At 70.9% G+C, this 19,930-nt stretch carries 28 protein-coding genes; 15 read left to right on the top strand and 13 right to left on the bottom strand.

Features of this window, described 5'->3' with window-relative positions; all coding sequences use genetic code 11:
* Nucleotides 1-3 precede the first annotated feature (3 nt).
* A complete protein-coding gene (locus VNT59_RS10545) occupies nt 4-354 on the top strand; it encodes a DUF3147 family protein (protein WP_325498359.1) in 351 nt (116 codons plus the stop codon).
* Here VNT59_RS10545 and ftsH read toward each other — a convergent pair.
* Entirely contained in the window at nt 351-2,216 is a 1,866-nt protein-coding gene (gene ftsH / locus VNT59_RS10550; RefSeq protein WP_325498360.1) for an ATP-dependent zinc metalloprotease FtsH, read from the bottom strand. The two genes, VNT59_RS10545 and ftsH, sit on opposite strands and share 4 nt — an antisense overlap.
* 115 nt (nt 2,217-2,331) lie before the next feature.
* Between ftsH and VNT59_RS10555 the strand changes: the two genes are divergently transcribed.
* The gene (locus VNT59_RS10555; RefSeq protein ID WP_325498361.1) at nt 2,332-2,949 is read left to right on the top strand and encodes a type 1 glutamine amidotransferase domain-containing protein; all 618 of its coding nucleotides are present in this window, start codon (nt 2,332-2,334) and stop codon (nt 2,947-2,949) included.
* Nucleotides 2,950-3,131: 182 nt separating this feature from the next.
* Nucleotides 3,132-3,485, top strand: a complete 354-nt coding sequence (locus VNT59_RS10560) for a hypothetical protein (RefSeq protein WP_325498362.1) — start codon at nt 3,132-3,134, stop codon at nt 3,483-3,485.
* 116 nt (nt 3,486-3,601) lie between these two features.
* Here VNT59_RS10560 and VNT59_RS10565 read toward each other — a convergent pair whose 3' ends face one another.
* The 3 genes from VNT59_RS10565 to VNT59_RS10575 form a co-directional block, all read right to left on the bottom strand.
* The gene (locus tag VNT59_RS10565; protein WP_325498363.1) at nt 3,602-3,736 is read right to left on the bottom strand and encodes a hypothetical protein; all 135 of its coding nucleotides are present in this window, start codon (nt 3,734-3,736) and stop codon (nt 3,602-3,604) included.
* Between the two features lie 139 nt (nt 3,737-3,875).
* The gene (locus VNT59_RS10570) at nt 3,876-4,445 is read right to left on the bottom strand and encodes a hypothetical protein (protein WP_325498364.1); all 570 of its coding nucleotides are present in this window, start codon (nt 4,443-4,445) and stop codon (nt 3,876-3,878) included.
* A 134-nt stretch (nt 4,446-4,579) separates the two neighbouring features.
* Entirely contained in the window at nt 4,580-5,407 is an 828-nt protein-coding gene (locus VNT59_RS10575; RefSeq protein WP_325498365.1) for an exodeoxyribonuclease III, read from the bottom strand.
* 168 nt (nt 5,408-5,575) lie between these two features.
* Here VNT59_RS10575 and VNT59_RS10580 point away from each other — a divergent pair, with 168 nt between their 5' ends.
* Nucleotides 5,576-5,800 (top strand): hypothetical protein, encoded by a 225-nt coding sequence (locus VNT59_RS10580; RefSeq protein WP_325498366.1) that lies wholly within the window; start codon nt 5,576-5,578, stop codon nt 5,798-5,800.
* A gap of 19 nt (nt 5,801-5,819) precedes the next feature.
* On the opposite strand, the gene VNT59_RS10585 is transcribed toward VNT59_RS10580, so the two are convergent.
* Nucleotides 5,820-6,047: a hypothetical protein gene (locus VNT59_RS10585; RefSeq protein WP_325498367.1), complete on the bottom strand. Its 228-nt coding sequence runs from the start codon at nt 6,045-6,047 to the stop codon at nt 5,820-5,822.
* A gap of 84 nt (nt 6,048-6,131) precedes the next feature.
* Here VNT59_RS10585 and VNT59_RS10590 point away from each other — a divergent pair, with 84 nt between their 5' ends.
* From VNT59_RS10590 to VNT59_RS10610, 5 genes are all read left to right on the top strand, one after another.
* Nucleotides 6,132-6,590, top strand: coding sequence for a hypothetical protein (locus VNT59_RS10590; protein ID WP_325498368.1), 459 nt, complete (start codon nt 6,132-6,134; stop codon nt 6,588-6,590).
* Nucleotides 6,591-6,680: 90 nt separating this feature from the next.
* Complete coding sequence (locus VNT59_RS10595; protein WP_325498369.1) at nt 6,681-6,851, top strand: hypothetical protein; 171 nt, start codon at nt 6,681-6,683, stop codon at nt 6,849-6,851.
* A gap of 108 nt (nt 6,852-6,959) precedes the next feature.
* A complete protein-coding gene (locus VNT59_RS10600; protein WP_325498370.1) occupies nt 6,960-7,277 on the top strand; it encodes a hypothetical protein in 318 nt (105 codons plus the stop codon).
* Nucleotides 7,278-7,400: 123 nt separating this feature from the next.
* Nucleotides 7,401-7,586, top strand: a complete 186-nt coding sequence (locus VNT59_RS10605) for a hypothetical protein (RefSeq protein ID WP_325498371.1) — start codon at nt 7,401-7,403, stop codon at nt 7,584-7,586.
* An 88-nt stretch (nt 7,587-7,674) separates the two neighbouring features.
* On the top strand, nt 7,675-8,277 hold the full coding sequence (locus tag VNT59_RS10610; RefSeq protein WP_325498372.1) for a hypothetical protein: 603 nt from the start codon (nt 7,675-7,677) through the stop codon (nt 8,275-8,277).
* A 49-nt stretch (nt 8,278-8,326) separates the two neighbouring features.
* Here the strand turns inward: VNT59_RS10610 and VNT59_RS10615 are convergent, their stop codons facing one another.
* Together VNT59_RS10615 and VNT59_RS10620 are read right to left on the bottom strand one after the other, a co-directional pair.
* Complete coding sequence (locus VNT59_RS10615; protein ID WP_325498373.1) at nt 8,327-8,506, bottom strand: DUF3606 domain-containing protein; 180 nt, start codon at nt 8,504-8,506, stop codon at nt 8,327-8,329.
* A gap of 300 nt (nt 8,507-8,806) precedes the next feature.
* Nucleotides 8,807-10,942 carry an AAA family ATPase gene (locus VNT59_RS10620; RefSeq protein ID WP_325498374.1) on the bottom strand — a complete coding sequence of 712 codons (2,136 nt, stop codon included), beginning with the start codon at nt 10,940-10,942 and terminating at the stop codon, nt 8,807-8,809.
* A gap of 47 nt (nt 10,943-10,989) precedes the next feature.
* Here VNT59_RS10620 and VNT59_RS10625 point away from each other — a divergent pair, with 47 nt between their 5' ends.
* Nucleotides 10,990-11,319: a hypothetical protein gene (locus VNT59_RS10625; protein ID WP_325498375.1), complete on the top strand. Its 330-nt coding sequence runs from the start codon at nt 10,990-10,992 to the stop codon at nt 11,317-11,319.
* Nucleotides 11,320-11,416: 97 nt separating this feature from the next.
* On the opposite strand, the gene VNT59_RS10630 is transcribed toward VNT59_RS10625, so the two are convergent.
* The gene (locus tag VNT59_RS10630; protein ID WP_325498376.1) at nt 11,417-11,809 is read right to left on the bottom strand and encodes a hypothetical protein; all 393 of its coding nucleotides are present in this window, start codon (nt 11,807-11,809) and stop codon (nt 11,417-11,419) included.
* A 190-nt stretch (nt 11,810-11,999) separates the two neighbouring features.
* On the opposite strand from VNT59_RS10630, the gene VNT59_RS10635 reads away from it, so the two are divergent.
* On the top strand, nt 12,000-12,314 hold the full coding sequence (locus tag VNT59_RS10635) for a BON domain-containing protein (protein ID WP_325498377.1): 315 nt from the start codon (nt 12,000-12,002) through the stop codon (nt 12,312-12,314).
* Between the two features lie 13 nt (nt 12,315-12,327).
* Here the strand turns inward: VNT59_RS10635 and VNT59_RS10640 are convergent, their stop codons facing one another.
* Genes VNT59_RS10640 through VNT59_RS10655 form a run of 4 tightly spaced genes read right to left on the bottom strand, consistent with a single transcriptional unit; the run spans nt 12,328 to nt 16,970 of the window.
* The gene (locus tag VNT59_RS10640; protein ID WP_325498378.1) at nt 12,328-13,536 is read right to left on the bottom strand and encodes an ABC transporter permease; all 1,209 of its coding nucleotides are present in this window, start codon (nt 13,534-13,536) and stop codon (nt 12,328-12,330) included.
* 1 nt (nt 13,537) lies between these two features.
* Nucleotides 13,538-14,275 (bottom strand): ABC transporter ATP-binding protein, encoded by a 738-nt coding sequence (locus tag VNT59_RS10645; RefSeq protein ID WP_325498379.1) that lies wholly within the window; start codon nt 14,273-14,275, stop codon nt 13,538-13,540.
* Nucleotides 14,272-15,549, bottom strand: coding sequence for an efflux RND transporter periplasmic adaptor subunit (locus tag VNT59_RS10650; protein WP_325498380.1), 1,278 nt, complete (start codon nt 15,547-15,549; stop codon nt 14,272-14,274). Before VNT59_RS10650 ends, VNT59_RS10645 begins: the two co-directional genes overlap by 4 nt.
* Nucleotides 15,546-16,970 carry an efflux transporter outer membrane subunit gene (locus VNT59_RS10655; RefSeq protein ID WP_325498381.1) on the bottom strand — a complete coding sequence of 475 codons (1,425 nt, stop codon included), beginning with the start codon at nt 16,968-16,970 and terminating at the stop codon, nt 15,546-15,548. The genes VNT59_RS10650 and VNT59_RS10655 overlap by 4 nt, the downstream gene beginning before the upstream one ends.
* A 231-nt stretch (nt 16,971-17,201) precedes the next feature.
* On the opposite strand from VNT59_RS10655, the gene VNT59_RS10660 reads away from it, so the two are divergent.
* Nucleotides 17,202-17,750 carry a hypothetical protein gene (locus VNT59_RS10660; RefSeq protein ID WP_325498382.1) on the top strand — a complete coding sequence of 183 codons (549 nt, stop codon included), beginning with the start codon at nt 17,202-17,204 and terminating at the stop codon, nt 17,748-17,750.
* Nucleotides 17,751-17,778: 28 nt separating this feature from the next.
* Here the strand turns inward: VNT59_RS10660 and VNT59_RS10665 are convergent, their stop codons facing one another.
* The gene (locus VNT59_RS10665; RefSeq protein WP_325498383.1) at nt 17,779-18,258 is read right to left on the bottom strand and encodes a septal ring lytic transglycosylase RlpA family protein; all 480 of its coding nucleotides are present in this window, start codon (nt 18,256-18,258) and stop codon (nt 17,779-17,781) included.
* A gap of 209 nt (nt 18,259-18,467) precedes the next feature.
* On the opposite strand from VNT59_RS10665, the gene VNT59_RS10670 reads away from it, so the two are divergent.
* The 3 genes from VNT59_RS10670 to VNT59_RS10680 form a co-directional block, all read left to right on the top strand.
* Entirely contained in the window at nt 18,468-18,659 is a 192-nt protein-coding gene (locus VNT59_RS10670; RefSeq protein WP_325498384.1) for a hypothetical protein, read from the top strand.
* 155 nt (nt 18,660-18,814) lie between these two features.
* A complete protein-coding gene (locus VNT59_RS10675; protein WP_325498385.1) occupies nt 18,815-19,105 on the top strand; it encodes a hypothetical protein in 291 nt (96 codons plus the stop codon).
* Between the two features lie 316 nt (nt 19,106-19,421).
* Nucleotides 19,422-19,930, top strand: a 509-nt coding sequence (locus VNT59_RS10680) for a class I SAM-dependent methyltransferase (protein ID WP_325498386.1), incomplete at its 3' end; no start/stop codon positions are given.

Below are 19,930 nucleotides of genomic sequence, written 5' to 3' on the forward strand. Positions count from 1 at the left end.
GCCATGTGGCAGTACGCGGTCAAGGTCGCCGTCTCCGCGGCCGTCATCGTGGCAGTGGCCGAGATCGCCAAGCGCAATTCGTTCTGGGCGGCGGCGCTGGCCTCGCTGCCGCTCACGTCGATCCTCGCGTTCGTGTGGCTGCACCTGGACGGCGGCGATGCGCAGCAGATCGCCGCGCTGTCCCGGAACATCCTGTGGCTGGTGCTGCCGTCGCTGGTGCTGTTCCTTGCCCTGCCGCTGCTGCTGCGCGCGGGCTGGCCGTTCTGGCCGGCCCTCGCCCTGGCCTGCGCCGCCACCGCCTGCGCCTACGCCGCGATGGCGTGGCTGCTGGCCAAGGCCGGCGTGCACATCTAGGCGGCCGCGCGGGCCCTGGCGACCAGCGGCGCGAGTTCGGTTTCCGTCAGCGTCTCCTTCGCCAGCAGCAGCGCCGCGCCTTCGTCGAGCAGGTCGCGGCGCGCACGCAGGATCGCGGTGGCCCGCTCGAACCCCTGGTCGACGAGGCGCCGCACGGCGCGGTCGATGGCGCGCGCCGTCGCTTCGCTGTGCGGCCGCTCGGCATGCAACTGGCCCTGCGCGTCGAGGAAGGGGCTGCGCGGCCGCTCGTAGGTGACCTGCCCCACTTCGTCGGCCATGCCGAAGCGGGTGACCATGTCCAGCGCCAGCTCGCTCGCCTTGGCCAGGTCGTCCGCCGCCCCGGTGGACAGCTCGCCGAACACCAGCGCCTCCGCGGCGCGCCCGCCGAACAGGACGGCGATGCGGTTTTCCAGTCCGGCCCGCCGCACCAGGTAATGATCCTCCGTCGGCCGCTGCAAGGTGTAGCCCAGCGCGCCGATGCCGCGCGGAATGATCGAGATCTTGTGCACCGGGTCGGTGCCCGGCAGCGCGATCGCCACCAGCGCGTGTCCCATCTCGTGGACGGCCACGGTACGCCGCTCGACGTCGCTCATCACGCGGTTGCGTTTTTCGAGGCCGGCAACGATGCGCTCGACGGCGGCCGTGAAATCCTGCATCGTCACCGCCGCCGCGCCGCGCCGCGTCGCCAGCAGCGCCGCTTCGTTGACGAGGTTGGCCAGATCGGCGCCGGCGAAACCCGGGGTCAGCGCGGCAACGGCCTCGACGTCCACGTCCGGGCCCAGCGTGACCTTCGGCAGGTGCACCTTGAGGATGTCGACGCGGCCCCTGCGGTCGGGCCGGTCGACCAGCACCTGCCGGTCGAAGCGGCCGGCCCGCATCAGCGCCGGATCGAGGATCTCCGGCCGGTTGGTGGCCGCCAGGATCACCACGCCGGTGCTGGCATCGAAGCCGTCCATCTCGGCCAGCAGCTGGTTGAGCGTCTGCTCCTTCTCGTCGTGGCCGCCCGACAGCGGCCCGACGCCGCGGGCCCGGCCCAACGCATCCAGTTCATCGATGAAGATGATGCAGGGTGCGGCGGCGCGCGCCTGCTCGAACAGGTCGCGCACCCGGGCGGCGCCGACCCCCACGAACATCTCGACGAACTCGGAGCCGGTGATCGAAAAGAACGGCACGCCGGCCTCGCCCGCCACCGCGCGGGCCAGCAGCGTCTTGCCGGTGCCGGGCGGGCCGACCAGCAGCACGCCCTTGGGCATGCGCGCGCCCAGCCGGCCGTACGACTTGGGGTCCTTCAGGAACTCCACCGACTCGCGCAGTTCCTCCTTGGCTTCGTCGACCCCGGCCACTTCGGCGAAGGTCACCTTCACCTCGTTCTCGCGGTGGACGCGGGCGCGGCTCTTGCCGATGGACAGCAGCCCGCCCAGGCCGCCGGCGCCGCCCTTGGCCACCCGCTGCGCCAGCCAGCCCCACAGGGCGAACAGCAGCACCGCCGGCAGCAGCCAGGAGAGCATCTCGCTCAGGAACGTGCTCTCGATCGCGCCGCTGACCTTCACGCCGGGCTGCATGAGTTCGCCGGCCAGCGCCGGCTCGACCCGGTTGGCGACGATGTGGGTGCGCCCGTCCGGCATCGGCGTCTTGAGCTTGCCCTCGATGACCTTGCTGCCGACGATGACCGACTCGACGCGGCCATCCTTGACCTGCTGCACGAACTCGCTGTAGGCCACCGGTTCGGTGCGGCGGCCGGCCACCCACAGGTCGCGGGTCCAGGCGATCGCGATCAGCGCAAAGACGAGATACCAGAGGGTGAAGCGCCAGTCTGGCCTGGGAACCGGCGGTTGGCCGGGCGGTGGGTTCTTCCCGTCCATGAGGCAATCATAGGCACTGCTGCGCCGTCCGTGACGCGGCAGCCGCGCGGTCCTACGCCCGCTGCGCCGACCGGCCGACAGCGCTGACCGCCCGCCGCGCCTACGCTGCCGGGTCATGAACCAGGCATCACCGTCCCAAGCCCCGCTGGCCGGCCTCGCCGTCGCCATCGTCGTCGGCAACGGGTTTGAACAGGCCGAGCTGGTCGAGCCCAAGCGCGCGCTGGAGGACCTCGGCGCGGCGACGCGCATCCTGGCGGTGAGCCCCGGCCGCATCCAGGGCTTCCATCACGACCACCCGGCCGACCACTTCGACGTCGACCTCACGCTCGCCGAGGCGAGGGCCGAGGCGTTCGACGCGGTGTTGATTCCCGGCGGCGTGCGCAACGCCGACATGATTCGCAGCAGCCGCCATGCCCAGGAGTTCGTGCGCGCCATCGACCGGCAAGGCAAGCCGGTCGCGGTCATCTGCCATGGAGCGTGGCTGCTGGTGTCGGCCGGCCTGGTGCGCGGCCGCACGCTCACCAGCTGGCGCACGCTCGAGGCGGACCTGCGCAACGCCGGCGCCCAATGGCGCGACGAGCCGGTGGTGGTGGACCGCAACTGGGTGTCGAGCCGCAAGCCGGCCGACCTTCCGGCCTTCAACGCGGCGTTCATCGATCTGCTGGCCGGCCGCCAGCACCAGCGCGGGTCCGGCGCCTCTGATGCGGCAGCACCCGGCGACATGAACGGCTGAGGCTGCGAGGCCGGGCGGCGTGTTTCCACCCGTGCGTTTTGCGCGCGAGCGGTAAATGCGCAAGGCCATTTCCTACAGGGCATCCGGAATGCCGTCCGACACCGGCTGCCGCGGCGATTCGTAGAGTGGCTTCGTGGCTGCCAGCGGCCACGGCAGTGTTCAACTTCGAAGGAGAGACAGAGATGGCGCAAAACCAGGGCAACCAGGGCAACCAAGGCAGCCAGCGCGGGTCGCAGCAGCAGGATCAGGGCTCCCGGTCCAACCAGGGCTCGAACCAGCAGCAGCAGAACCAGCAGGATCGCGGTCAGGCCGAACAGGGCAGCCAGCAAAGCGGCCAGCAGGGCGGGCAGCAGCGCAGCGGCAGCCAGCAGCAGCAGGATCGTGGGCAGGCCAGCCGTGGCGACATGGGCCAGCAGTCGAACCTCGACGACGACCAGATGGGCTCGAGCCAGCGCGAGCGCGGCAGCAGCCAGGGCAACCAGGGCAACCAAGGCAGCCAGGGCGGTCAAGGCGGTCAGGGCAGCCGCAACCGCTGAGGTGGACCGGACGGGTGCCGCGGCATCCATCGCACAATCCAATGACCAGGGGCGCCGCGGCGCCCCTTTTTCATGGGCGCGTGAAAGGCCGGCGGCGTCTGCCGGGCCGTCTCCGTTCAACGAAGCACTGGCGCCCAGTCCGGTGACCGACGGCCTGGCGCCGCCTCCCCGCGCGCTTCGGCGCCCGCGAGCGATGCCGCCGTCGCGATGCCGTGCATGCCGAGCGAGACGAGCACGACGATGAGCAGCATGATGAAGTGAAAGCGCATCTTCCTGGCCGGTGAGTGCGATTGCGCGTGAGGCTAAGGAGGCGCGAGGGCGCGTTTTGTAGGAACACACCGCGAGCGGGCGTCGCACGGGACTCGCAACGCGGCGAGCCGCGCCAACGGCTCAGCGCTGGCTGCCGCCCGGCTTGTCCGCGCGTTCCCCCGCCGGTCCCTCGAACCCCCAGGCGCGCTCGCTGCTCGCCTGGTCGGCCGCCATGGCGCGGTCGGCCGCGCGCATCCGCTCGACCTCGTCGTTCGCCGCCGGCGCGCGTCCGGCCTGGGCCGGCAGCGTGCGGCCGCTCCAGCCTTCGAGTCGCCACTGCCGGGCGCGTTCACGGATGTCCATCGCCCCCAGCTCGCGCATCATGGCCGCGGCCCGCCGCGTCTCGTCGTCGTTCATCGTGTGGACGGCCACCACCGTGCCACCGCGCCGCACCGCCTCCAGGTAGGCCTGGGTCTCGTCGTCCGGGGTGTCCATCCCGAAGACGCTCGCCATCGCGTGGCCGATCGACGCCAGCACACCCTGGCCGTGGTGGTCAGCCGGCGCGCCGGACGATGGGCTCGCGGGAAACAGGTAAGGCTGGGGCCGCGCCTGGATCGCGACCTCGTCGCGCGAGAAACCGGCCTCGACCAGCCGGTCCACGGCGCGTTGCGCGCGCTCGTGATCGTCGAATGCGTTGATGACTTTCGGCATGTGACTCCTCCTGACGCCGGCCGGCCCGGTGTGGCGGCCCGAACCTGCAGTGTGGCGTCAACGGCCGTGGACGGCGGGTCGGGGTTTCAAGCCAGCACCGGTAGGTGGATGCCTACGCGCGGCCGGCCGCCCGCTCAGGTGGTGCGACGGCGCTTGGCCGGCGCTGCCGGCCGCGCCTGGGCGAGCCGGCCCCCGGCCAGGTCGACCCAGGCCGGCGCATGGTCGCTGGCGTGCGCCTGTCCGCGGACCCAGCGGTCGACGCCGGCGCCGACCAGCGCCGGCTGCGCCGCGGCGTTCAGCAGGAGGTGGTCGATGCGCAGGCCCGCATCGCGGTCCCAGTGCTGGCGGAAGTAGTCCCAGAAGGTGAAGATCGCCTGGTCCGGATGCAGGTGCCGGATCGCGTCGACCCAGCCCTGGTCGAGCAGCCGCTGGTAACAGGCGCGCGTTTCCGGCTGCAGCAGTGCATCCTTGCGCCAGGAGCGGGGGTTGTAGATGTCGAAATCGGTCGGCACCACGTTGTAGTCGCCGGCGATCACCACCGGGTGTCCGGAGGCATACAGCGTCGCCGCATGCGCGATCAGCCGCTCGAACCAGGCCAGCTTGTAGTCGAACTTGGGCCCGGGCTGGGGGTTGCCGTTGGGCAGGTAGAGGCAGGCGATCACGACGCCGTCGACCGCGGCCTCGAGGTAGCGGGACTGTTCGTCCGCCGGATCGCCGGGCAGCTCGCGCCGGATCGGCACGGGCTTGTGGCCGCGCGCCAGGATCGCCACGCCGTTCCAGGAACGCTGCCCCTTCCAGATGGCCTCGTAGCCGGCGCCGCGCAGCGCGTCCTCGGGGAAGGCGGCATCGAGCCCCTTCAGCTCCTGCAGGCAGGCGACATCGGGCTGCTCGCGCTCGAGCCATTCCAGCAGGTTCGGCAGCCGCGTCTTGATGCCGTTGACGTTGAAGGTGGCGATCTTCATGCGGCGATCTTCGCCCATCGCCGCGCGCCGCGGTGGCCCGGCGCGGCGCCGGACATGCACTGAGGCGCCGTCCTACAGGGCCGCCGCAACGGTCGGCGCATAGTGGGCCGAACCGCTCCCGAACACCGCAGCCGCGCCCCGGGGCCACGCTGCACCGAAAGACCCACCATGATCCGATTTTCCACCGTTGCCGCCAACGCCGACTTCCTGGGCGAGGACGCGCCCGACGCGGCGGCGCCCGCGGGCCCCGCCGGCGCACCGCGAACCGATCGCGACGGGCAGCCGCGGCGCCGCGAAGGCGGGCGGGCCAGGGATGCCGGGAGCGCGAAACCCGGCTCGGACATCAACCAGGCCGGATTCCTCAAGGACAAGGACGCGAACAAGCCGTCCTGAACAGCAGGCGGCCGCCGCACTATCTGGCGCCCGGGCGCGGTGTCCGGCGGAACGCTTCGCCCCCGCCACCGCCGCCGCCGTCGCGGAAATCGTGCGGGTCCAGGGGATTGTGGTCGGACGCAAGTGGCGCCTCGATCAGTTCGCTGGCGCTGTTGTCGCCGGCGTCGCTCGACGCCGGGATCGAATGCGCGGGGCTGTGCTCGCCGGACATGGCGCGGCTGGGGCTGGTGTCTGCTCGGGAAGCCATGCGTCGAGCGTAGGCAGCGCCGCGGCGGCACGCTGTCGGACGAGGCCGCGAGAACTTGGCGCGCCGCCGCTCGCTCCAATCGCCATGAACCGCGCCTGGAGCTGCCTGCTGGCGGCGCTCGCCCCCCTGCTGGCCGGCGCCGCCGACGCCGATCCCATGCTCACGCCCAAGTGTCTGGCCGCCCGTGGCGAACTGGAGGCGCTGCTGGTCCAGCTTGGCCCGAAACCGGACCCGCGCCTGGAACAGGCCCGCCGCCGCGCCGCCGACCTGTGCCTGGGCCGGGCCAGCGGCCGGCCGCAGCGCGCCGGCGCGCCGGAACCGGCGCTCGTCGTGCCGCCGACCGCCGCAGCCGCCATGCGCGAAACGCCGCCGCCGGCGGTCGCCGCGCCGCCGCCGGTCATCCCGCGTCCCACCGTCGTCACCACCTGCGATCCCGGCGGCTGCTGGGACAGCCAGGGCCGGCGACTCAACCAGATGGGGCCCCTGCTGGTCGGACCGGGCGGCGTCTGCAGCGTGCAGGGCGGGCTCGTGAACTGCCCGTGAGCGGCCACCCGATCGTCACGCTTGTCCTACAAGGGGCGCCGCGCCGCTGTGGCGCAATACCGCTTTCCAAATCCACTCAGGGAGCATTTGATGGGCAACAAGATCGTGACCGAAGCCGATCGCAAGCGTTCGCCGGCGCCGCCGGCGACCGAGGGCTACACCCCGCGGCGCAGCGGCGGCGGGCAGCGCATCAGCCTCGAGCGCGGCGTCGCCACCCGCAGCAAGAAGAACCCCGGCAAGCGGCCGCATCAGGGCGGCTGACACACCTGGTCACCCAGCGACACCAAGGTGCATCCAGGGGACATGCCGGCGACACGGCGCGGGCATCGAATCGCTCCCATGGGCTCCCCGGCCCTTCAGGAGAACGAGATGAAATTGCTGATTGCGCTGCTGGCGGCGGCCGGCCTGTCCGGTTGCGCCGTCTATGGCGGCGACCCCTCCTACGGCGCCAATGGTGCCTACGGAGCCTACGGCGCGTATGGGGTCCCGTACTCCAGCGGACCGGTGTACTACGGCAACGGCGTCCCGTACACGGTCCAGCCCGCGCCGGCGTATGGCCATCGCCGCGGCTCGGCCTGGCGGGATCGCGACGGTGACGGCATCGCCGACCGCTACGACCGCGACCGCGACGGCGACGGCGTGCCGAACCGGCGCGATGCCCGACCGAACGATCCGCGCCGCTACTGACGGCGCGAGCGTGGCCCGGCCTCGCGGCACCGGTGGTCGCACCATGGGGCGACCGCGTTCGAATCCGTGCCCCTGCCAGGGCCAGCCGCCGGCGATCGCCGCCTTTGCGCCGACAATCGGGCCATGACCGATCCCCAGTTGCTGGAGGCCGTGCGCCAGGCCTGTATCGAAGCGGCGCTGGCCGCGTACGAAGACGCGGGCATCGCCGGGCTCTGTGCCGAGGGCCGCTGGGAGGCGGCCGTGAGCGCCATGCAGTCGCTGGATGTCAAGCGTCTCGCGCCGGCGCCGGGGCCGTCGGCACCAAGCTGACTTGGCGGGCCGCTGGCCCGCGAGGCCGGCACCCGGAGCCCGGCGCCGCGGTCGGGCGGGCTCTTCAGCACGCAGGTAAGATGGCCGGATGCTCAAACATTCGATCCTCGCCCTCACACTGGGCCTCGCCTTTGCCGCGCATGCGCAGGCACCCGCTCCGTCCTCGCCGGCCAAGAAAGACCTGGTCGCGCGCATCCTGAAGCAGCAGCAGCCCGGCATCGAGAGCATCGCCCGATCGCTGGTCGAACAACCCGCGCTGGACGTGCTCGGCGGCGCCGGCAACGTGCTGCAGGCCCGGGTGCCGAAGGAAAAGCAGGAGGGGCTGGCCAAGGAAATCCAGGCCGACGTCCAGAAGTACCTGGAAAGCACGGTGCCGCCGGTGCAGCAGCGCGCCGTGGCCATCGCCCCGGCCAGCATCGGCGCCATGCTGGAAGAAAAGTTCAGCGAAGACGAACTGAAACAGCTGGCCTCGATCGTCGAATCGCCGATCTATCGCCGCTTCCAGGCCATGGGCGACGACATGCACAAGGTGCTGGCCGACAAGCTGGTCGCCGACACGCGCTCGACGGTCGAACCGAAGGTGCGCGCGCTGGAAGAAACCGTGGCCAAGCGCCTGGGTGTGACCCCCTCGACGGCCAAGCCGCCGGCGGCATCCGGCGCCGCGAAGCCGGCCAAGCCGGCCAGCAAGTAACGCTCGCTGCGGGGGCACGCCCCCTGCTCGCGCGCCGGCGGCCGCCGCCCTACCGGGCCTGCCGCAGAAACCGCCGGACATTGTCCGGATCCGGCCCCACCGACTCCACCGCGTGCCGCAACTCGGGCTCGCTGCAATGCAGCCAGTTGGTCCAGTTGCGCCGTTCCCACTCGTGCTCCAGGCTGATGACGAGTTCGTCGGCCTGGTGCTTCGTCTTGTCTTCCGGCATGGCTGATCTCCTGTTCTTGTCCCGGCCCCCAGCGTAGGCAGCCGCGCGCGGAGGCCGCGCCGGAGAACGCATGAGACGGGCGTGACCAAAGGAGCCGGCGCCCTGTAGGACAACCGATGAGCGGCAGGCTCGGCGCGGCCTACGCCGTGAACAGGGGAGCCGCCGGACCCAGGCGCGCATCAGGCCGCCGCACCGGACCGCACATAAAACAAAAGGAGGACCGGTGCCCCGATCCTCCTTGCCTGCGGCTGCTGCGCCGCGCCAGTCGCCGCCGCGCGGCCGGCCGTGCGCTTTCGCCGGCTATGCGTTCGCCAGGCCGGCGCGGCTGCTGAACTCGTGGCACGCCGCCTCGAAGCTGCGGATCTCGAACAGCGCTTCGCGCAGGTCCATCTCGCCCTTCTCCATCAGCTTGCCCGCCAGGTGCTCGGTCAGCGGCTTCATCCGCGACAGCAGCGCCCTGGTCTCGCCGTACAGGCGTTCGCTCTGCGCTTCCATGATGCCGCGGGTCTCCTCGTCGACGTGGCGGCCGCCGCCCTGCCCGTCGTTGGACAGCGCGCCGAAGTTCAGGCGCGTCTTGCGGTACATGCCCATCTCGGCCACGGCATGGTGCAGCAGCTTGGTCACCCGCGTGATGTCGTTGTGGGCGCCGTTGGTGGTGCCGTCTTCCCCGAAGAACAGCTCCTCGTTGGCCATGCCGCCGAGCAGCACGCGCACGTCGTGCTCGATGTCGCCCTTGGTCTTGAGCAGGTTGGCGCCCTGCTTGTGGAACACGAAGCCGAGCGCGTTGTTGCGCGGATTCGCCTTGAGCGAAATCTTGATCGTCTTCATCTCGGCCAGGATCCGTTCCCAGTCGTTGTTCGCCTGCTTGCGCTCGCGCTCGAAGTCGACCAGGAAGTGGCCCCACTCGTGGATCGCGATGATGCGGCGATCGCGTTCGCGCTCCTTGGTGGTGTTGGCGTTCACGTTGCCCACCAGCACCCGCTCGGCGGCGTGCATCAGCGTGTCGGCGCCGATCATGTCGCCGGCCTGCACGGCGGTGATGCCGGCCTGGTTGACGATGGTTTCGAGGTCGGCCGGGCTGCGGCCTTCCGTCACTTCCACCAGATGGCGCAGGTCGAGCTCGGGCAGCACCTTTTCGGCCCGTTGCGACAGGTAGTGCCTGACGATCGCCAGCCGCTCTTCCTTGTTGGGCAGGCGGAAGTCCACCTTCATCTGGAAGCGGCGCAGCATCGCCTCGTCCATCTGCATGGACTCGCTGTTGAAGTTGCTGGCCACGATCCAGATGATCTCGGCCTCGCTCTTGCTGCGCACCCCGTCCAGGATCGCCAGCAGCGAGTTCTGCGTGTCGTCGTCGAACTTGCGGTGGCCGCCGCGCTTCATGAACAGGTCCTGCGCCTCGTCCAGGAACACGATGCAGCGCTTGCGGCGCTTGGCCATCGCGGCGATGCGCGCCAGCGTGTTGGAGCCGCCGGCCACATAGCCGGTCTCGAGGTTGGCCGCCGAATGGAACAGGATCGGCAGGTTCAGCTCCTTGGCCAGGTAGCTCGCGAGCTTGGTCTTGCCGGTGCCGGCCGGGCCGCTGAACATCACGTTGAACGGCTTGCTGATGCCGTACTCGGCGTATTCGGCGCGGCGCTGGTACTGGTCCTTGATCTGCGCGACTTCGCTCTTGATGTCGTCCATGCCGACCAGGTCGCCGATGCTGCCGTGCACCTGGCCCGGCTCGAGGAACTTGAGCGACTTGAACTGGCCCTTCAACTGGAACGCCAGGAAGCCGAGCAGTCCCACCGTGAGCGCGGCCGACAGCACGCCGCTCACGCCGGCTTTCCAGCCGTCCTTCTCGGACTGCGGGCGGGCGCCGGCAAAGCGCTGGTCGAGGCGCTCCAGCATCTCGATGCTGGAACGGTCGAGATCCGCGCGCGGCACGAAATTCAGCTTGCCGCCCCAGCCGGCCGTCACCGCCTTGTCGGCGAAGATCTTGGTTTCCATGTCGCTGGGGTAATAGGCGTACTGCTTGCCCTGCGACTCGATCAGCACGAAGCGCTCGGAGATGTTCCACAGCAGCGGCTTGTAGATCACCGTGATCCGCTCCACCGGTTGCGACTCGAGGAAGCCGAGCACCGAGCCGGTGCCGAACACGACCGGCAGGCTGGTGTTGAACGGCGCCGGGGCGGCGGCGGCCTGGCCCGCCGTCATCGTCCTGAGTTCCTGGGCGACCGCGGCCTGCTTGTGCATCAGCGCGAGCGAGTACAGGCCGAGGGCCGGAATCATCACCGCCACGGCGACGACCATCACGCGGACCGCGAGCGACTGGATGGTGAACCAGTCCTGCACGCGGGCGGCGCCCTTCTTCACGAGCAGCCACAGGCTGCGCGGGTCGTCTTCGGATCGGATCGATTCGGGAGTGGGTTGCGGGCTGGCCGACAGATCAGACATACAGTCCTTGGTGACTCGCATGGTGGACACGTCCTGGCAACGCATCCGTGGTTGTTTCGGAGATCGGGACCAACCCGATCGGGATCGCCGCTGCAATGTCTTCTTGTTCGACCGCCACCCGGCTGGCGAAGTGCCGGGCAGAGCTCTCCTGTGTCAGTGCAATCCTACAGAATCAAGAGTCCACGGGCTACGTCCATGGGTATCAAAATCGTGGTCGACAGCTGGCACGTGACATATTCACGCAGCTCGGCCGCGATGCCCGCCGCGCGCGCGCAACGGTTCAAGCTGCGCTGGTGCCGGTCGTCGACATGCGATCGTTCGCGACACTGCTGGACCGTCGCAAGGCGCGCGAAGTTCCGCCAGAAAATTTGCAGTGAAAAACCGCTTGCCGGGAACCCGGCGCCGGAGGCAGACTCCAACGCAGTGGCCGGGTTTTCTTCAAGTTTCTTCCCCCGGCTCTTCGATCCCTCGGCTTCACGGCCGAGGGATTTTTTCTTTGGCGCGGGCGACCTGCTTATGGGTGAGCCAGCGCACGGCTTCGGGCTCGGCGGCAAAGAGCGCGATGTCCGCGCACTGCGACAGCACGCCCGGCAGGTCGTCGTCCACCAGTTCGGGCGTGGCGACCACGCCGACGCGGATCGTCGGTGCCAGCGCCCGGCGCAGCCGGTCGCAGATCAGGAACTTGCCGTCGACGCCGGGCGGCGTCGCCACCCGGCGCAGGTCGATCAGCACCTGATCCTGGCGCATGCGCGCCACCGCCGCCTTGACCATGTAGGCCAGCTTGAGCGCATCGCCGTTGGCCCAGCGCCCCTCCACGTCGAAACGGACGTGGCGGTCGTTATGACGGGAGGCGACGACGAGGTTCATGGAGGAGCAGCGGCGCGGAAGGCGAAGCACAGCAAGAATGCCACAGCCGTTTCCCGTACGGTTGGATACATGCGCATCAGTAGTACCCAACCGTGACAACTTCGCCTCCCTGTCAAACCAGTCCTACGCGTGTCGGCGCCGTGTCGGTTTACATTTCGCCGCACCACAACATCTGTCGAGGAACACCACAATGATGAAGAAACTGCTGCTGGCGACCATGGTTGCCGCGAGCCTGGCCGCCTGCGGGACGATGGGCGGCGGGCCGGGGGAGCACCGGACGGTCGGGCAGGCGGTCGACGACGTCACCATCGGCACCAAGCTGAAGGCGGCCCTGGCGGCCGACCCGGAGCTGAGCGCGCTCAAGATCAACGTGGACACGACGCAAGGCGCCGTGCGGCTGCGCGGCGAGGTCAAGACCTTCGCCCTGCGCAAGAAGGCCGAGGAAACCGCGCGCCGGATCGAAGGCGTGAAGTCGGTCAACAACGAACTGATCATCACGGGCTGAGCACCCTCGCCGCTCACTCGTGCCGCAACGCCTCGATCGGATCGAGGCGCGCGGCGCGGCGTGCCGGGAAGTAGCCGAACACGACCCCGATCGCGGCCGAGAAGCCGAACGACAGCAGGTTGATGCCGGGATCGAACAGATACGGCACCGCCATCACCCGCGCCAGCAGCACGGACGCGCCGGTGGCCAGCAGCACGCCGACCAGCCCGCCAACGCAGGCCAGCACCACCGCTTCGATCAGGAACTGCAGCAGCACCTCGCGCTCGAGCGCACCGATCGCCAGCCGCACCCCGATCTCGCGCGTGCGTTCGGTCACGCTCACCAGCATGATGTTCATGATCCCGATGCCGCCGACCAGCAGGCTGACGGCGGCCACGGCCCCGAGCAGCGTCGTCATCACGCGGGTGGTGCCGGACAGGGTCTCCGCGATCTGGCGGGTGTCCATCACGTTGAAGTTGTCCTCGTCGTTCTCGCTGAGCTTGCGGCGCTCGCGCAGCAGCTCGCGGATGCCGCGCTTGACGCGCTCGGCGTCCGCGCCATCCTGCACCGAGACCAGCAGCGTGCCGACGTTCTGGTTTCCCGTCAGCCGGCGCTGCACGGTGTGCAGCGGCAGCACCACGGTGTCGTCCTGGTCCTGCCCCATCGCGGCCTGGCCCTTGGACGCCAGCACGCCGATCACCTGGCAGGAGAACTGCTTGACCCGCACCTGCTCGCCGACCGGATCCTGCGGGCCGAACAGCTCGCGCCGCACCGTCGCACCGATCAGGCACACGGCCGCGCCGCTGCGCTCCTCCGCCTCGGTGAAGATGCGGCCATCGGCGAGCCGCCAGTTGTTGGTCTCGAAGTAGGCGTTGGTGCTGCCCGTCACGCGCGTCGACCAGTTGCGCGCGCCGTAGACGGCCGTCACGCCGGCATTCTGGGCCGGGGCCACCGTGCGGATGCCGCCCACCTGCACGGCGACGGCCTGCGCATCGGCTTCCTTGAACGGCTGCGCGCCGGCCGCGTCCCCGACCGGCCCGAGGCGCTGGCCGGGCCGGATCATCAGCAGGTTGCTGCCCAGGCTGGAGATCTGGTCGGAGACGGCCTTGGTGGCGCCGTTGCCCAGCGTCACCATCGTGATCACGGCCGCCACCCCGATCACGATGCCCAGCACCGTGAGGAACGAGCGCATCAGGTTGCGGCGGATCTCCCGCAGCGACAGCAGGAAGGTGTTCCACCACATGTCAGGCAGCCTGCCCGGCCCGCGCCGCCGGCGCGACCGCCGGGCTGCGGCTGTCGCTGGCGATGCGGCCGTCGACGAAGCGCACGGTGCGCGCCGCGTAGGCGGCCATGTCGGGCTCGTGCGTCACCATCACGATGGTGATGCCGCGGCCGGTGTTCAGCGCCCGCAGCAGTTCCATGATCTCGCGCCCGCGCTGGCTGTCCAGGTTGCCGGTGGGTTCGTCGGCCAGCAACACCGTGGGATCGGTCACCAGGGCCCGCGCGATCGCCACCCGCTGCTGCTGGCCGCCCGACAGCTCGGATGGCGTGTGGTGCTCCCAGCCGGCCAGGCCCACCGACGCCAGGGCTTGGAAGGCCCGCTCGCGCCGCGCCGCGGCGTCGGCGCCGCGATACAGCAAAGGCAGCTCCACGTTCTCCTGGGCCGAGGTGCGCGGCAGCAGGTTGAACCCCTGGAAAACGAACCCCAGCTGGTGCCGCCGCAGCAGCGCGCGCTGGTTGCGCGTCATGCGGTGGACCGGCAGGCCCTCGAACAGGTACTCGCCGCTGGTCGGCGTATCCAGGCAGCCGATCATGTTCATCGCGGTGGACTTGCCCGAGCCGCTGGGCCCCATGATCGCGACGAACTCGCCGCGGGCGATCTGCAGGTCGACGTCGCGCAGTGCGTACACCGCCGCCTGGCCCGCGCCGTAGACACGGCTCACGCCGCGCAGCTGGATCAGGGGCGCCGCCGCGGCATTCACTTCGCGCTCCCGCCCGCCTGGTCGATGATCACCGCCATGCCGGGCTGGAGCGTGTCGCTCGCCACCTCGGTGAGCCGGCCGTCCGACACCCCGGGCACCACGGCCACGGCGCGCGCGCTGCCGTCCTCCAGGACCCACACCCGGCGCGCGGCAGCGGTGGTCGTGCGCGCCTTGCGCGCGCCGTCCCTGGGCGGGCGCGGCATCAGCTTGGTCACCAGCCCGCTCGGCGCCGGCGCTTGCGCCGCGGCTTCCGGCGCGAAGCGCAGCGCGGCGTTGGGCACCAGCAGCACGTCCTTGCGTTCGGTCGCCAAGATGGACGCGGTGGCGCTCATGCCGGGCCGCAAGGTCAGGTCCTTGTTGTCCACCTGCAGCTCCGCGACGTAGGTCACCACGTTGTCCTTGGTGGTGGAGCCGTAGCTCACGCGGGTGATGGTCGCCGGGTAGTTGCGGCTGGGATAGGCGCTCACCGTGAAGGTGGCTTGCTGGCCGTCGCCGACCAGCCCGACGTCGGCCTCGTCGACGTTCACCGCCAGCTTCATGCGCGTGAGGTCCTCGGCCAGGGTGAACAGCGTGACCGCCTGCAGCGAGGCGGCGACCGCATTGCCCGGGTCCACCGAACGGGAGAGCACGACGCCGTCGATCGGCGAGCGGATCGAGGCCTTGCGCAGGTTGGTCTGGTCGGCGCTGGCCGCCGCCCGCGCATCGGCGACGCCGGCCGCGGCGCTCGCGACGCCCGACTGCGCGCGCGCCAGCGCGGCCTGGGCCGACGCCAGCTCCGCCTGCGACGGCACCTTGCCGCCGGACAGGCGCGCCACCTCCTGCAGCCGCTGCAGGTTGCCGCTGGCCTCCTGCACCGTCGCCTGGGCCTGCCGCACGTTCGCCCGCGCCACCTCGAGCCCGGCGCGCGAGCGCGCCACCTGGTCGCGCAGCTTGCTGGTATCGAGCTCGGCGAGCGTCTGTCCCTTGGCCACCCGGTCGTTGACGTCCACCAGCACCCGCGCCACCGTGCCCGAGAGCTCGCTGCCGATCTCGACCTTGTTGGTGGGCTGCAAGGTGCCGTTGGCCGTCACCTTCACCACCAAATTGCCGCGCACCACCGGCTCGGTCACGAAGCGCGGTTGGGACTGCGACGTGCCGGCGTCGAACCACCACCAGCCGCCCGCCAGCGCGAGCACGATCCCCACCAGCACCAGCCAGGCGGCCAGCCGGCGCCACCGCGGCCGCAAGGCAGCGTCGCCGAGCACCGCGTGCAGGGGCGGATCGGTCCGGTTCACGATGGCTGCTCCGGCGGGACCGCACGCCAGCCGCCGCCGAGCGCCTTGTACAGGCGCACATGGTCGGCCGCGAGTTCGGCCTGCGCGCCGGCGACGCCGTCCTGCACGTTGAGCAGCGTGCGCTGCGTCTCCAGCACGGTCTGGAAATCGATCAGGCCGCTCGCATGGCGCTGCGTGGCGAGCAGCGCCGCGTTGCGCGCCGCCTCCAGCGCCCGCTGCAGCGAGACCGCGCGCTCGCGGGCCGCCGCCAGGCCCGCCAGGGCATCCTCCACCTCGCGCAAGGCGCCCAGCACGCTGGCGCGATAACGCTGCGACGCCGCCTCGTAGTCGGCGCGCTGCGCGGCCAGTTGCGCGTCGAGCCGGCCCGCGTCGAACAGCGGCTGGGCGATCGAAGCGAGCAGCAGGCGGGCCGCGCCGGCGCTGCCGAGCCCACCCAGGGTCACGCCGCTCCACGAGAGCGACGCCGCCAGGTTGACGCTGGGCCGGCGCCGGGCGTCGGCCTGCGCCACCCGTTCGGCAGCCGCCCGCAGCTGCTGCTCGGCCGCGAGCACGTCCGGGCGCTGGCGCAGCACCGCCGCCGGAATCGCCACCGCCAGGCCGCGCTCGGGCTGCGGCAGTGCCCCGGCCGGCGCGAGGCGCTCCAGCAAGGCAGCCGGCGGCTGGCCGGTCAGCAGCGCCAGGGCATGGGCGGACCGAGCAGCGGCGGCCCGCAGCACCGGCACCTGCGCCCGGGTCTGCTCCACCGCGCCGACCGCCTGCTCGACCTCCAGCGAACTGGCCAGGCCCGCCTGCAATCGCCAGCGGCTGATCTGCAGCGTTTCTTCCTGGCTCGCCAGATTCTCCAGCGCGACGGCGGTGCGGACCTGCGCGCCGCGCAGGTCGACATAGGCGAGCGCGACTTCGGCCGCCACCGAAACCTGGACCGACGCGAGCGTCGCCGCGCTCGATCGCACCAGGGCCTGCTGCGCCGCGACGCCGCGGGCGGTCGCGCCGAAGACGTCGGCTTCCCACGCCGCGTCGAAGCCGGCGTCGAACCGGGTGGCGCCATCGCCGCCCGCGGCCCGGCTGCGACGGGCGGCGGCCGACACCGACACGCCGGGCCACCGATCGGCGGCGGCCACGTCGCGGGCGGCGCGGGCCTGCCGCAGGTTCGCCGCAGCCACGCCGATGTCCGTGTTCGCTTGTTGCGCCGCCTCGACCAATTGCACGAGCATCGGGTCGCCGAACACGGACCACCAGCCGGCGATCGGTCCCGCGCCCTGCGGCGGCAGCGGCTGGGCCCATTGCGGCGGCACCGCGACGGCTTCGCCCGGCCGCGGCGGGGGCGGGGCGACGCACCCCGGCAGCAGCCAGGCGGCTGCGAGTGCGACGGCCGCCCGGGCGCGACAGGCAGCCGTCCGCGGGACCACGGGCGAAATCATGATTGCAGCCTAGGTCGCCGCATCGCGCCGGGGTTGACCCATCGCAACTGCCGCGGTGCCGCGGCCCGCCCGCGACGCGGGCCGATGGCGCCGTCAGTGGCCAAGTGTCGAATGCCGTGCCGCCGAGCCTGGTGCGGCCGCGGCCCCACGCGTCGCCCGGCTGATCTAGAGTGTGGTGGGATGACCGCCGGCGGGCGGCGTTCCCCGCGAACTCAACCAGGGAGAAAACACATGCATACGGTGCTCAGTGCCTTTGACGACCGCGAGGCGGCGCGACGTGCGGTCGAGCGGCTCGTCCAGGAAGGTTTCGCGCGCGACGACGTGCACCTGCACGGCTCGGCGGCGGCGGACCAGGCCGACGACCGCCTCAGCAGCCGCGCCCTCGCCAGTCCCGAGCGCGAGGTGGCGGTGGGACCGCATGCCATGTCGGCGCTGGACCACTTCTTCGACCGCCTGCTGGGACGCACCCAGCATCGGTCGCACGCAGCCACCTATGCCGAAGCAGTGCGCCGCGGCAGCAGCGTGGTCGTGGTGGACACGCACAGCGAGCAGGAGGCCGAGCAGGCGGCGGCGCTGCTGCAGCAACTGGGTCCGTGCGACCTCGCCGAGCGCGTCGAGCAATGGCGCGCGGATGGCTGGTCGGTCGACGCGGCCGGCGAGCAGCGGCTCGAAGGCGGGGGCGTCGTGCGCTGGCGCAGCGTCCAGGTGCTGCACCGGCAGTCCGAGCCGCCGCTGCGCGAGCTGCTGCGCGGCCAGCGGGACGCACCGCCCCGCGACTGAACGCCGCTGCCCCAGGCCACCGTGCGCGTCAGGGGCCGCGATCCCGGCGATCGGACCTGGGCGGGCCGATCGGCGTCACCTCGACCTGCGCCACGCCCTGCCGCTGCGTCAGGCCGATCTCGCGCGCCGTCCGCGGCGAGAGATCGATGATGCGGCCGGACACATGCGGCCCCCGATCCTGGATGGTGACCACCGTGCTCTGGCCGGTCTCCAGGTTGGTGACCCTGGCCGGCGTGCCCAGCGGCAGCGTCCTGCTCGCCGCGTTGTCGTCGTGGGGCGACATCCGGGTTCCGTCCGCCATGGTGCGCCCGGCGAACTTGCGCGAGTAAATGGAGGCCTTGCCGACCTGCTTGCGGCTGCGGCGCCCCTTGGTGCCGGGCGCGTGCTGGCCAGCGGCCACCGCGGCCGGGGGCAGCGCCAGCAGCGCAAGCGCGGCCAGGCCGAGCGTCACCAGGCCGCGCCTGCGCACGGCGCAGCCGTCGGTGGTGGTTTCGCAAGAGGCTGCCATTTGCTGGGTGCCCCCGGGGACACGATTCGCGCCGCCGTGGGCGCTGGGCCGCATCATCCACAGCGGCTGGCCGGCGACGTGTAGGAACTGCGACCAAGCGGCGGTAGGCCCGGGCGCGCCCGCCGCGCTCTTGCGCTGGATGGTTCCACCGGCCACGGTCGAGCCGCAGAAGGTGCACCGAACGGCCGTGTTTGGAGGAAAATCACCGAATGTCCGAACGCGATTGGGAAGACGATCCGACCATCCCACCGCCGGGGCGACGCACCGGCGGCGGCAGCGCGAGCATCCTTCCATTCCTGGCGAAGTCGCTGGCGGCCAAGCCCCGGGAAGGGCTGATTGCCGAAGCAGAGACGCCGCCGGTCGAGCCCGACCCGGCGCGCGACCCGAAGCCGGCGGGCTGACGGGCGTGCCACGGCCTGCGGCTCGGCAAGGGGCGCGAGAAATTCCTTGAACTTCCCGCAAACTCATCTAAGAACAAGAGCACGCTGGCGCTGAAATCGGGCGCGCCCTTGTTGCAGCGCAAGGTCGCGGTCGCCGGGCGCTATGCGTTGCTCCCATGAGTTCGCGAATCACAGACTTCAGTCAGAGTGCAGCAACCACCGATGCGGCGTGGACCACGGTGCATTGGGTGCTGCACCCGTCGGCGCGCGACTCGCTGCTCAAATTGCAGCCCGAGTCGACCGAGGAGCGCGTGCCCCAACGCGACGAGATTCTGGAGCGTCATTTCCTGGTCGATGGCCGCACCCGCCAGCCGGTGCCGGTCCGCGTCGTCCAGCGGCTGGACTGCTCGGAATCGGACGGGCCGGCCTGCGTGCTGGTCGTGGCACGCGAAGCGACCTGCCACTAGCACGCCGTGCCAGGCTGCCGCGCCAGCCGATCGGCCGGGGCTCGGACGATTCCTAGCCGGGCTCGGCAGTCTGAGGCCGGCAAATGGGACTCTTCCCACCGCAACATTCAGTGGCGCGCCGATGTCGCGCGGCGCGCCGTCACGGCACAGTACTTCCCATGCCGCAACCACAGTTTCGGGCCGCACGCCACCACGCCGCAGGCGTCGCACCGGGGTTCGCGGCAGCTTCGACGAACAGCAAGAACAGCATCGAAAGGAAGATCATGAGCAGCACCAACCGGCCCGCAGCGCGGGTCCAGAACCAGGGGACGCAGCGATGAGCACGTTCACCACCAACGCATTCATCGGGCTGGTCCTGGCACTGGCCGCGACCGCCCTGTTCTTCTTCGTGACCACCCGCGGCACGCTGATCGTGCGCGGGCTGGCCGGCCAGCGCAGCGCCGACTCGCACGTGTACCCGATCTACTCGAACATGCGGCTGATCAAGCTGGTGGACTTCCAGCCGATCATCTCGGCCATCCTGCTGTTCCAGTACCACCGGCTGGTCTCCCGGATCGTGGCGGGCCTGCGCGCCACCAACCTGAAGGGCAAGAAGATCCTGATCACCTCCTGCGCCTTCGGCAACGTGATCCCCCGCACCGTGGAAGCGGCCGTGGGCTCGGGCGCGAACAAGGTCGTGATCGCCGACATCATCAAGAACGAGCTGACGCACGCCAGGAGCAAGCTCGATGCGCAGTACGGCCGCAAGATCGACTATGTCGAGCAGGACGCCACGGCAATGCAGCTGCAGGAAGGCTTTGCCCACGCGAACATCCTGTTCTTCCT

This window comes from Ramlibacter sp., assembly GCF_035554825.1.
GTDB lineage: Bacteria > Pseudomonadota > Gammaproteobacteria > Burkholderiales > Burkholderiaceae_C > Ramlibacter.

Excerpts from the sequence above, each read along its gene's own strand:
- VNT59_RS10545 (WP_325498359.1), top strand. The coding sequence starts at position 4 with ATGTGGCAGTACGCGGTCAAGGTCGCCGTCTCCGCGGCCGTCATCGTG.
- ftsH (WP_325498360.1), bottom strand. The coding sequence starts at position 2,216 with ATGGACGGGAAGAACCCACCGCCCGGCCAACCGCCGGTTCCCAGGCCA.
- VNT59_RS10555 (WP_325498361.1), top strand. The coding sequence starts at position 2,332 with ATGAACCAGGCATCACCGTCCCAAGCCCCGCTGGCCGGCCTCGCCGTC.
- VNT59_RS10560 (WP_325498362.1), top strand. The coding sequence starts at position 3,132 with ATGGCGCAAAACCAGGGCAACCAGGGCAACCAAGGCAGCCAGCGCGGG.
- VNT59_RS10565 (WP_325498363.1), bottom strand. The coding sequence starts at position 3,736 with ATGCTGCTCATCGTCGTGCTCGTCTCGCTCGGCATGCACGGCATCGCG.
- VNT59_RS10570 (WP_325498364.1), bottom strand. The coding sequence starts at position 4,445 with ATGCCGAAAGTCATCAACGCATTCGACGATCACGAGCGCGCGCAACGC.
- VNT59_RS10575 (WP_325498365.1), bottom strand. The coding sequence starts at position 5,407 with ATGAAGATCGCCACCTTCAACGTCAACGGCATCAAGACGCGGCTGCCG.
- VNT59_RS10580 (WP_325498366.1), top strand. The coding sequence starts at position 5,576 with ATGATCCGATTTTCCACCGTTGCCGCCAACGCCGACTTCCTGGGCGAG.
- VNT59_RS10585 (WP_325498367.1), bottom strand. The coding sequence starts at position 6,047 with ATGGCTTCCCGAGCAGACACCAGCCCCAGCCGCGCCATGTCCGGCGAG.
- VNT59_RS10590 (WP_325498368.1), top strand. The coding sequence starts at position 6,132 with ATGAACCGCGCCTGGAGCTGCCTGCTGGCGGCGCTCGCCCCCCTGCTG.
- VNT59_RS10595 (WP_325498369.1), top strand. The coding sequence starts at position 6,681 with ATGGGCAACAAGATCGTGACCGAAGCCGATCGCAAGCGTTCGCCGGCG.
- VNT59_RS10600 (WP_325498370.1), top strand. The coding sequence starts at position 6,960 with ATGAAATTGCTGATTGCGCTGCTGGCGGCGGCCGGCCTGTCCGGTTGC.
- VNT59_RS10605 (WP_325498371.1), top strand. The coding sequence starts at position 7,401 with ATGACCGATCCCCAGTTGCTGGAGGCCGTGCGCCAGGCCTGTATCGAA.
- VNT59_RS10610 (WP_325498372.1), top strand. The coding sequence starts at position 7,675 with ATGCTCAAACATTCGATCCTCGCCCTCACACTGGGCCTCGCCTTTGCC.
- VNT59_RS10615 (WP_325498373.1), bottom strand. The coding sequence starts at position 8,506 with ATGCCGGAAGACAAGACGAAGCACCAGGCCGACGAACTCGTCATCAGC.
- VNT59_RS10620 (WP_325498374.1), bottom strand. The coding sequence starts at position 10,942 with ATGTCTGATCTGTCGGCCAGCCCGCAACCCACTCCCGAATCGATCCGA.
- VNT59_RS10630 (WP_325498376.1), bottom strand. The coding sequence starts at position 11,809 with ATGAACCTCGTCGTCGCCTCCCGTCATAACGACCGCCACGTCCGTTTC.
- VNT59_RS10635 (WP_325498377.1), top strand. The coding sequence starts at position 12,000 with ATGATGAAGAAACTGCTGCTGGCGACCATGGTTGCCGCGAGCCTGGCC.
- VNT59_RS10640 (WP_325498378.1), bottom strand. The coding sequence starts at position 13,536 with ATGTGGTGGAACACCTTCCTGCTGTCGCTGCGGGAGATCCGCCGCAAC.
- VNT59_RS10655 (WP_325498381.1), bottom strand. The coding sequence starts at position 16,970 with ATGATTTCGCCCGTGGTCCCGCGGACGGCTGCCTGTCGCGCCCGGGCG.
- VNT59_RS10660 (WP_325498382.1), top strand. The coding sequence starts at position 17,202 with ATGCATACGGTGCTCAGTGCCTTTGACGACCGCGAGGCGGCGCGACGT.
- VNT59_RS10665 (WP_325498383.1), bottom strand. The coding sequence starts at position 18,258 with ATGGCAGCCTCTTGCGAAACCACCACCGACGGCTGCGCCGTGCGCAGG.
- VNT59_RS10670 (WP_325498384.1), top strand. The coding sequence starts at position 18,468 with ATGTCCGAACGCGATTGGGAAGACGATCCGACCATCCCACCGCCGGGG.
- VNT59_RS10675 (WP_325498385.1), top strand. The coding sequence starts at position 18,815 with ATGAGTTCGCGAATCACAGACTTCAGTCAGAGTGCAGCAACCACCGAT.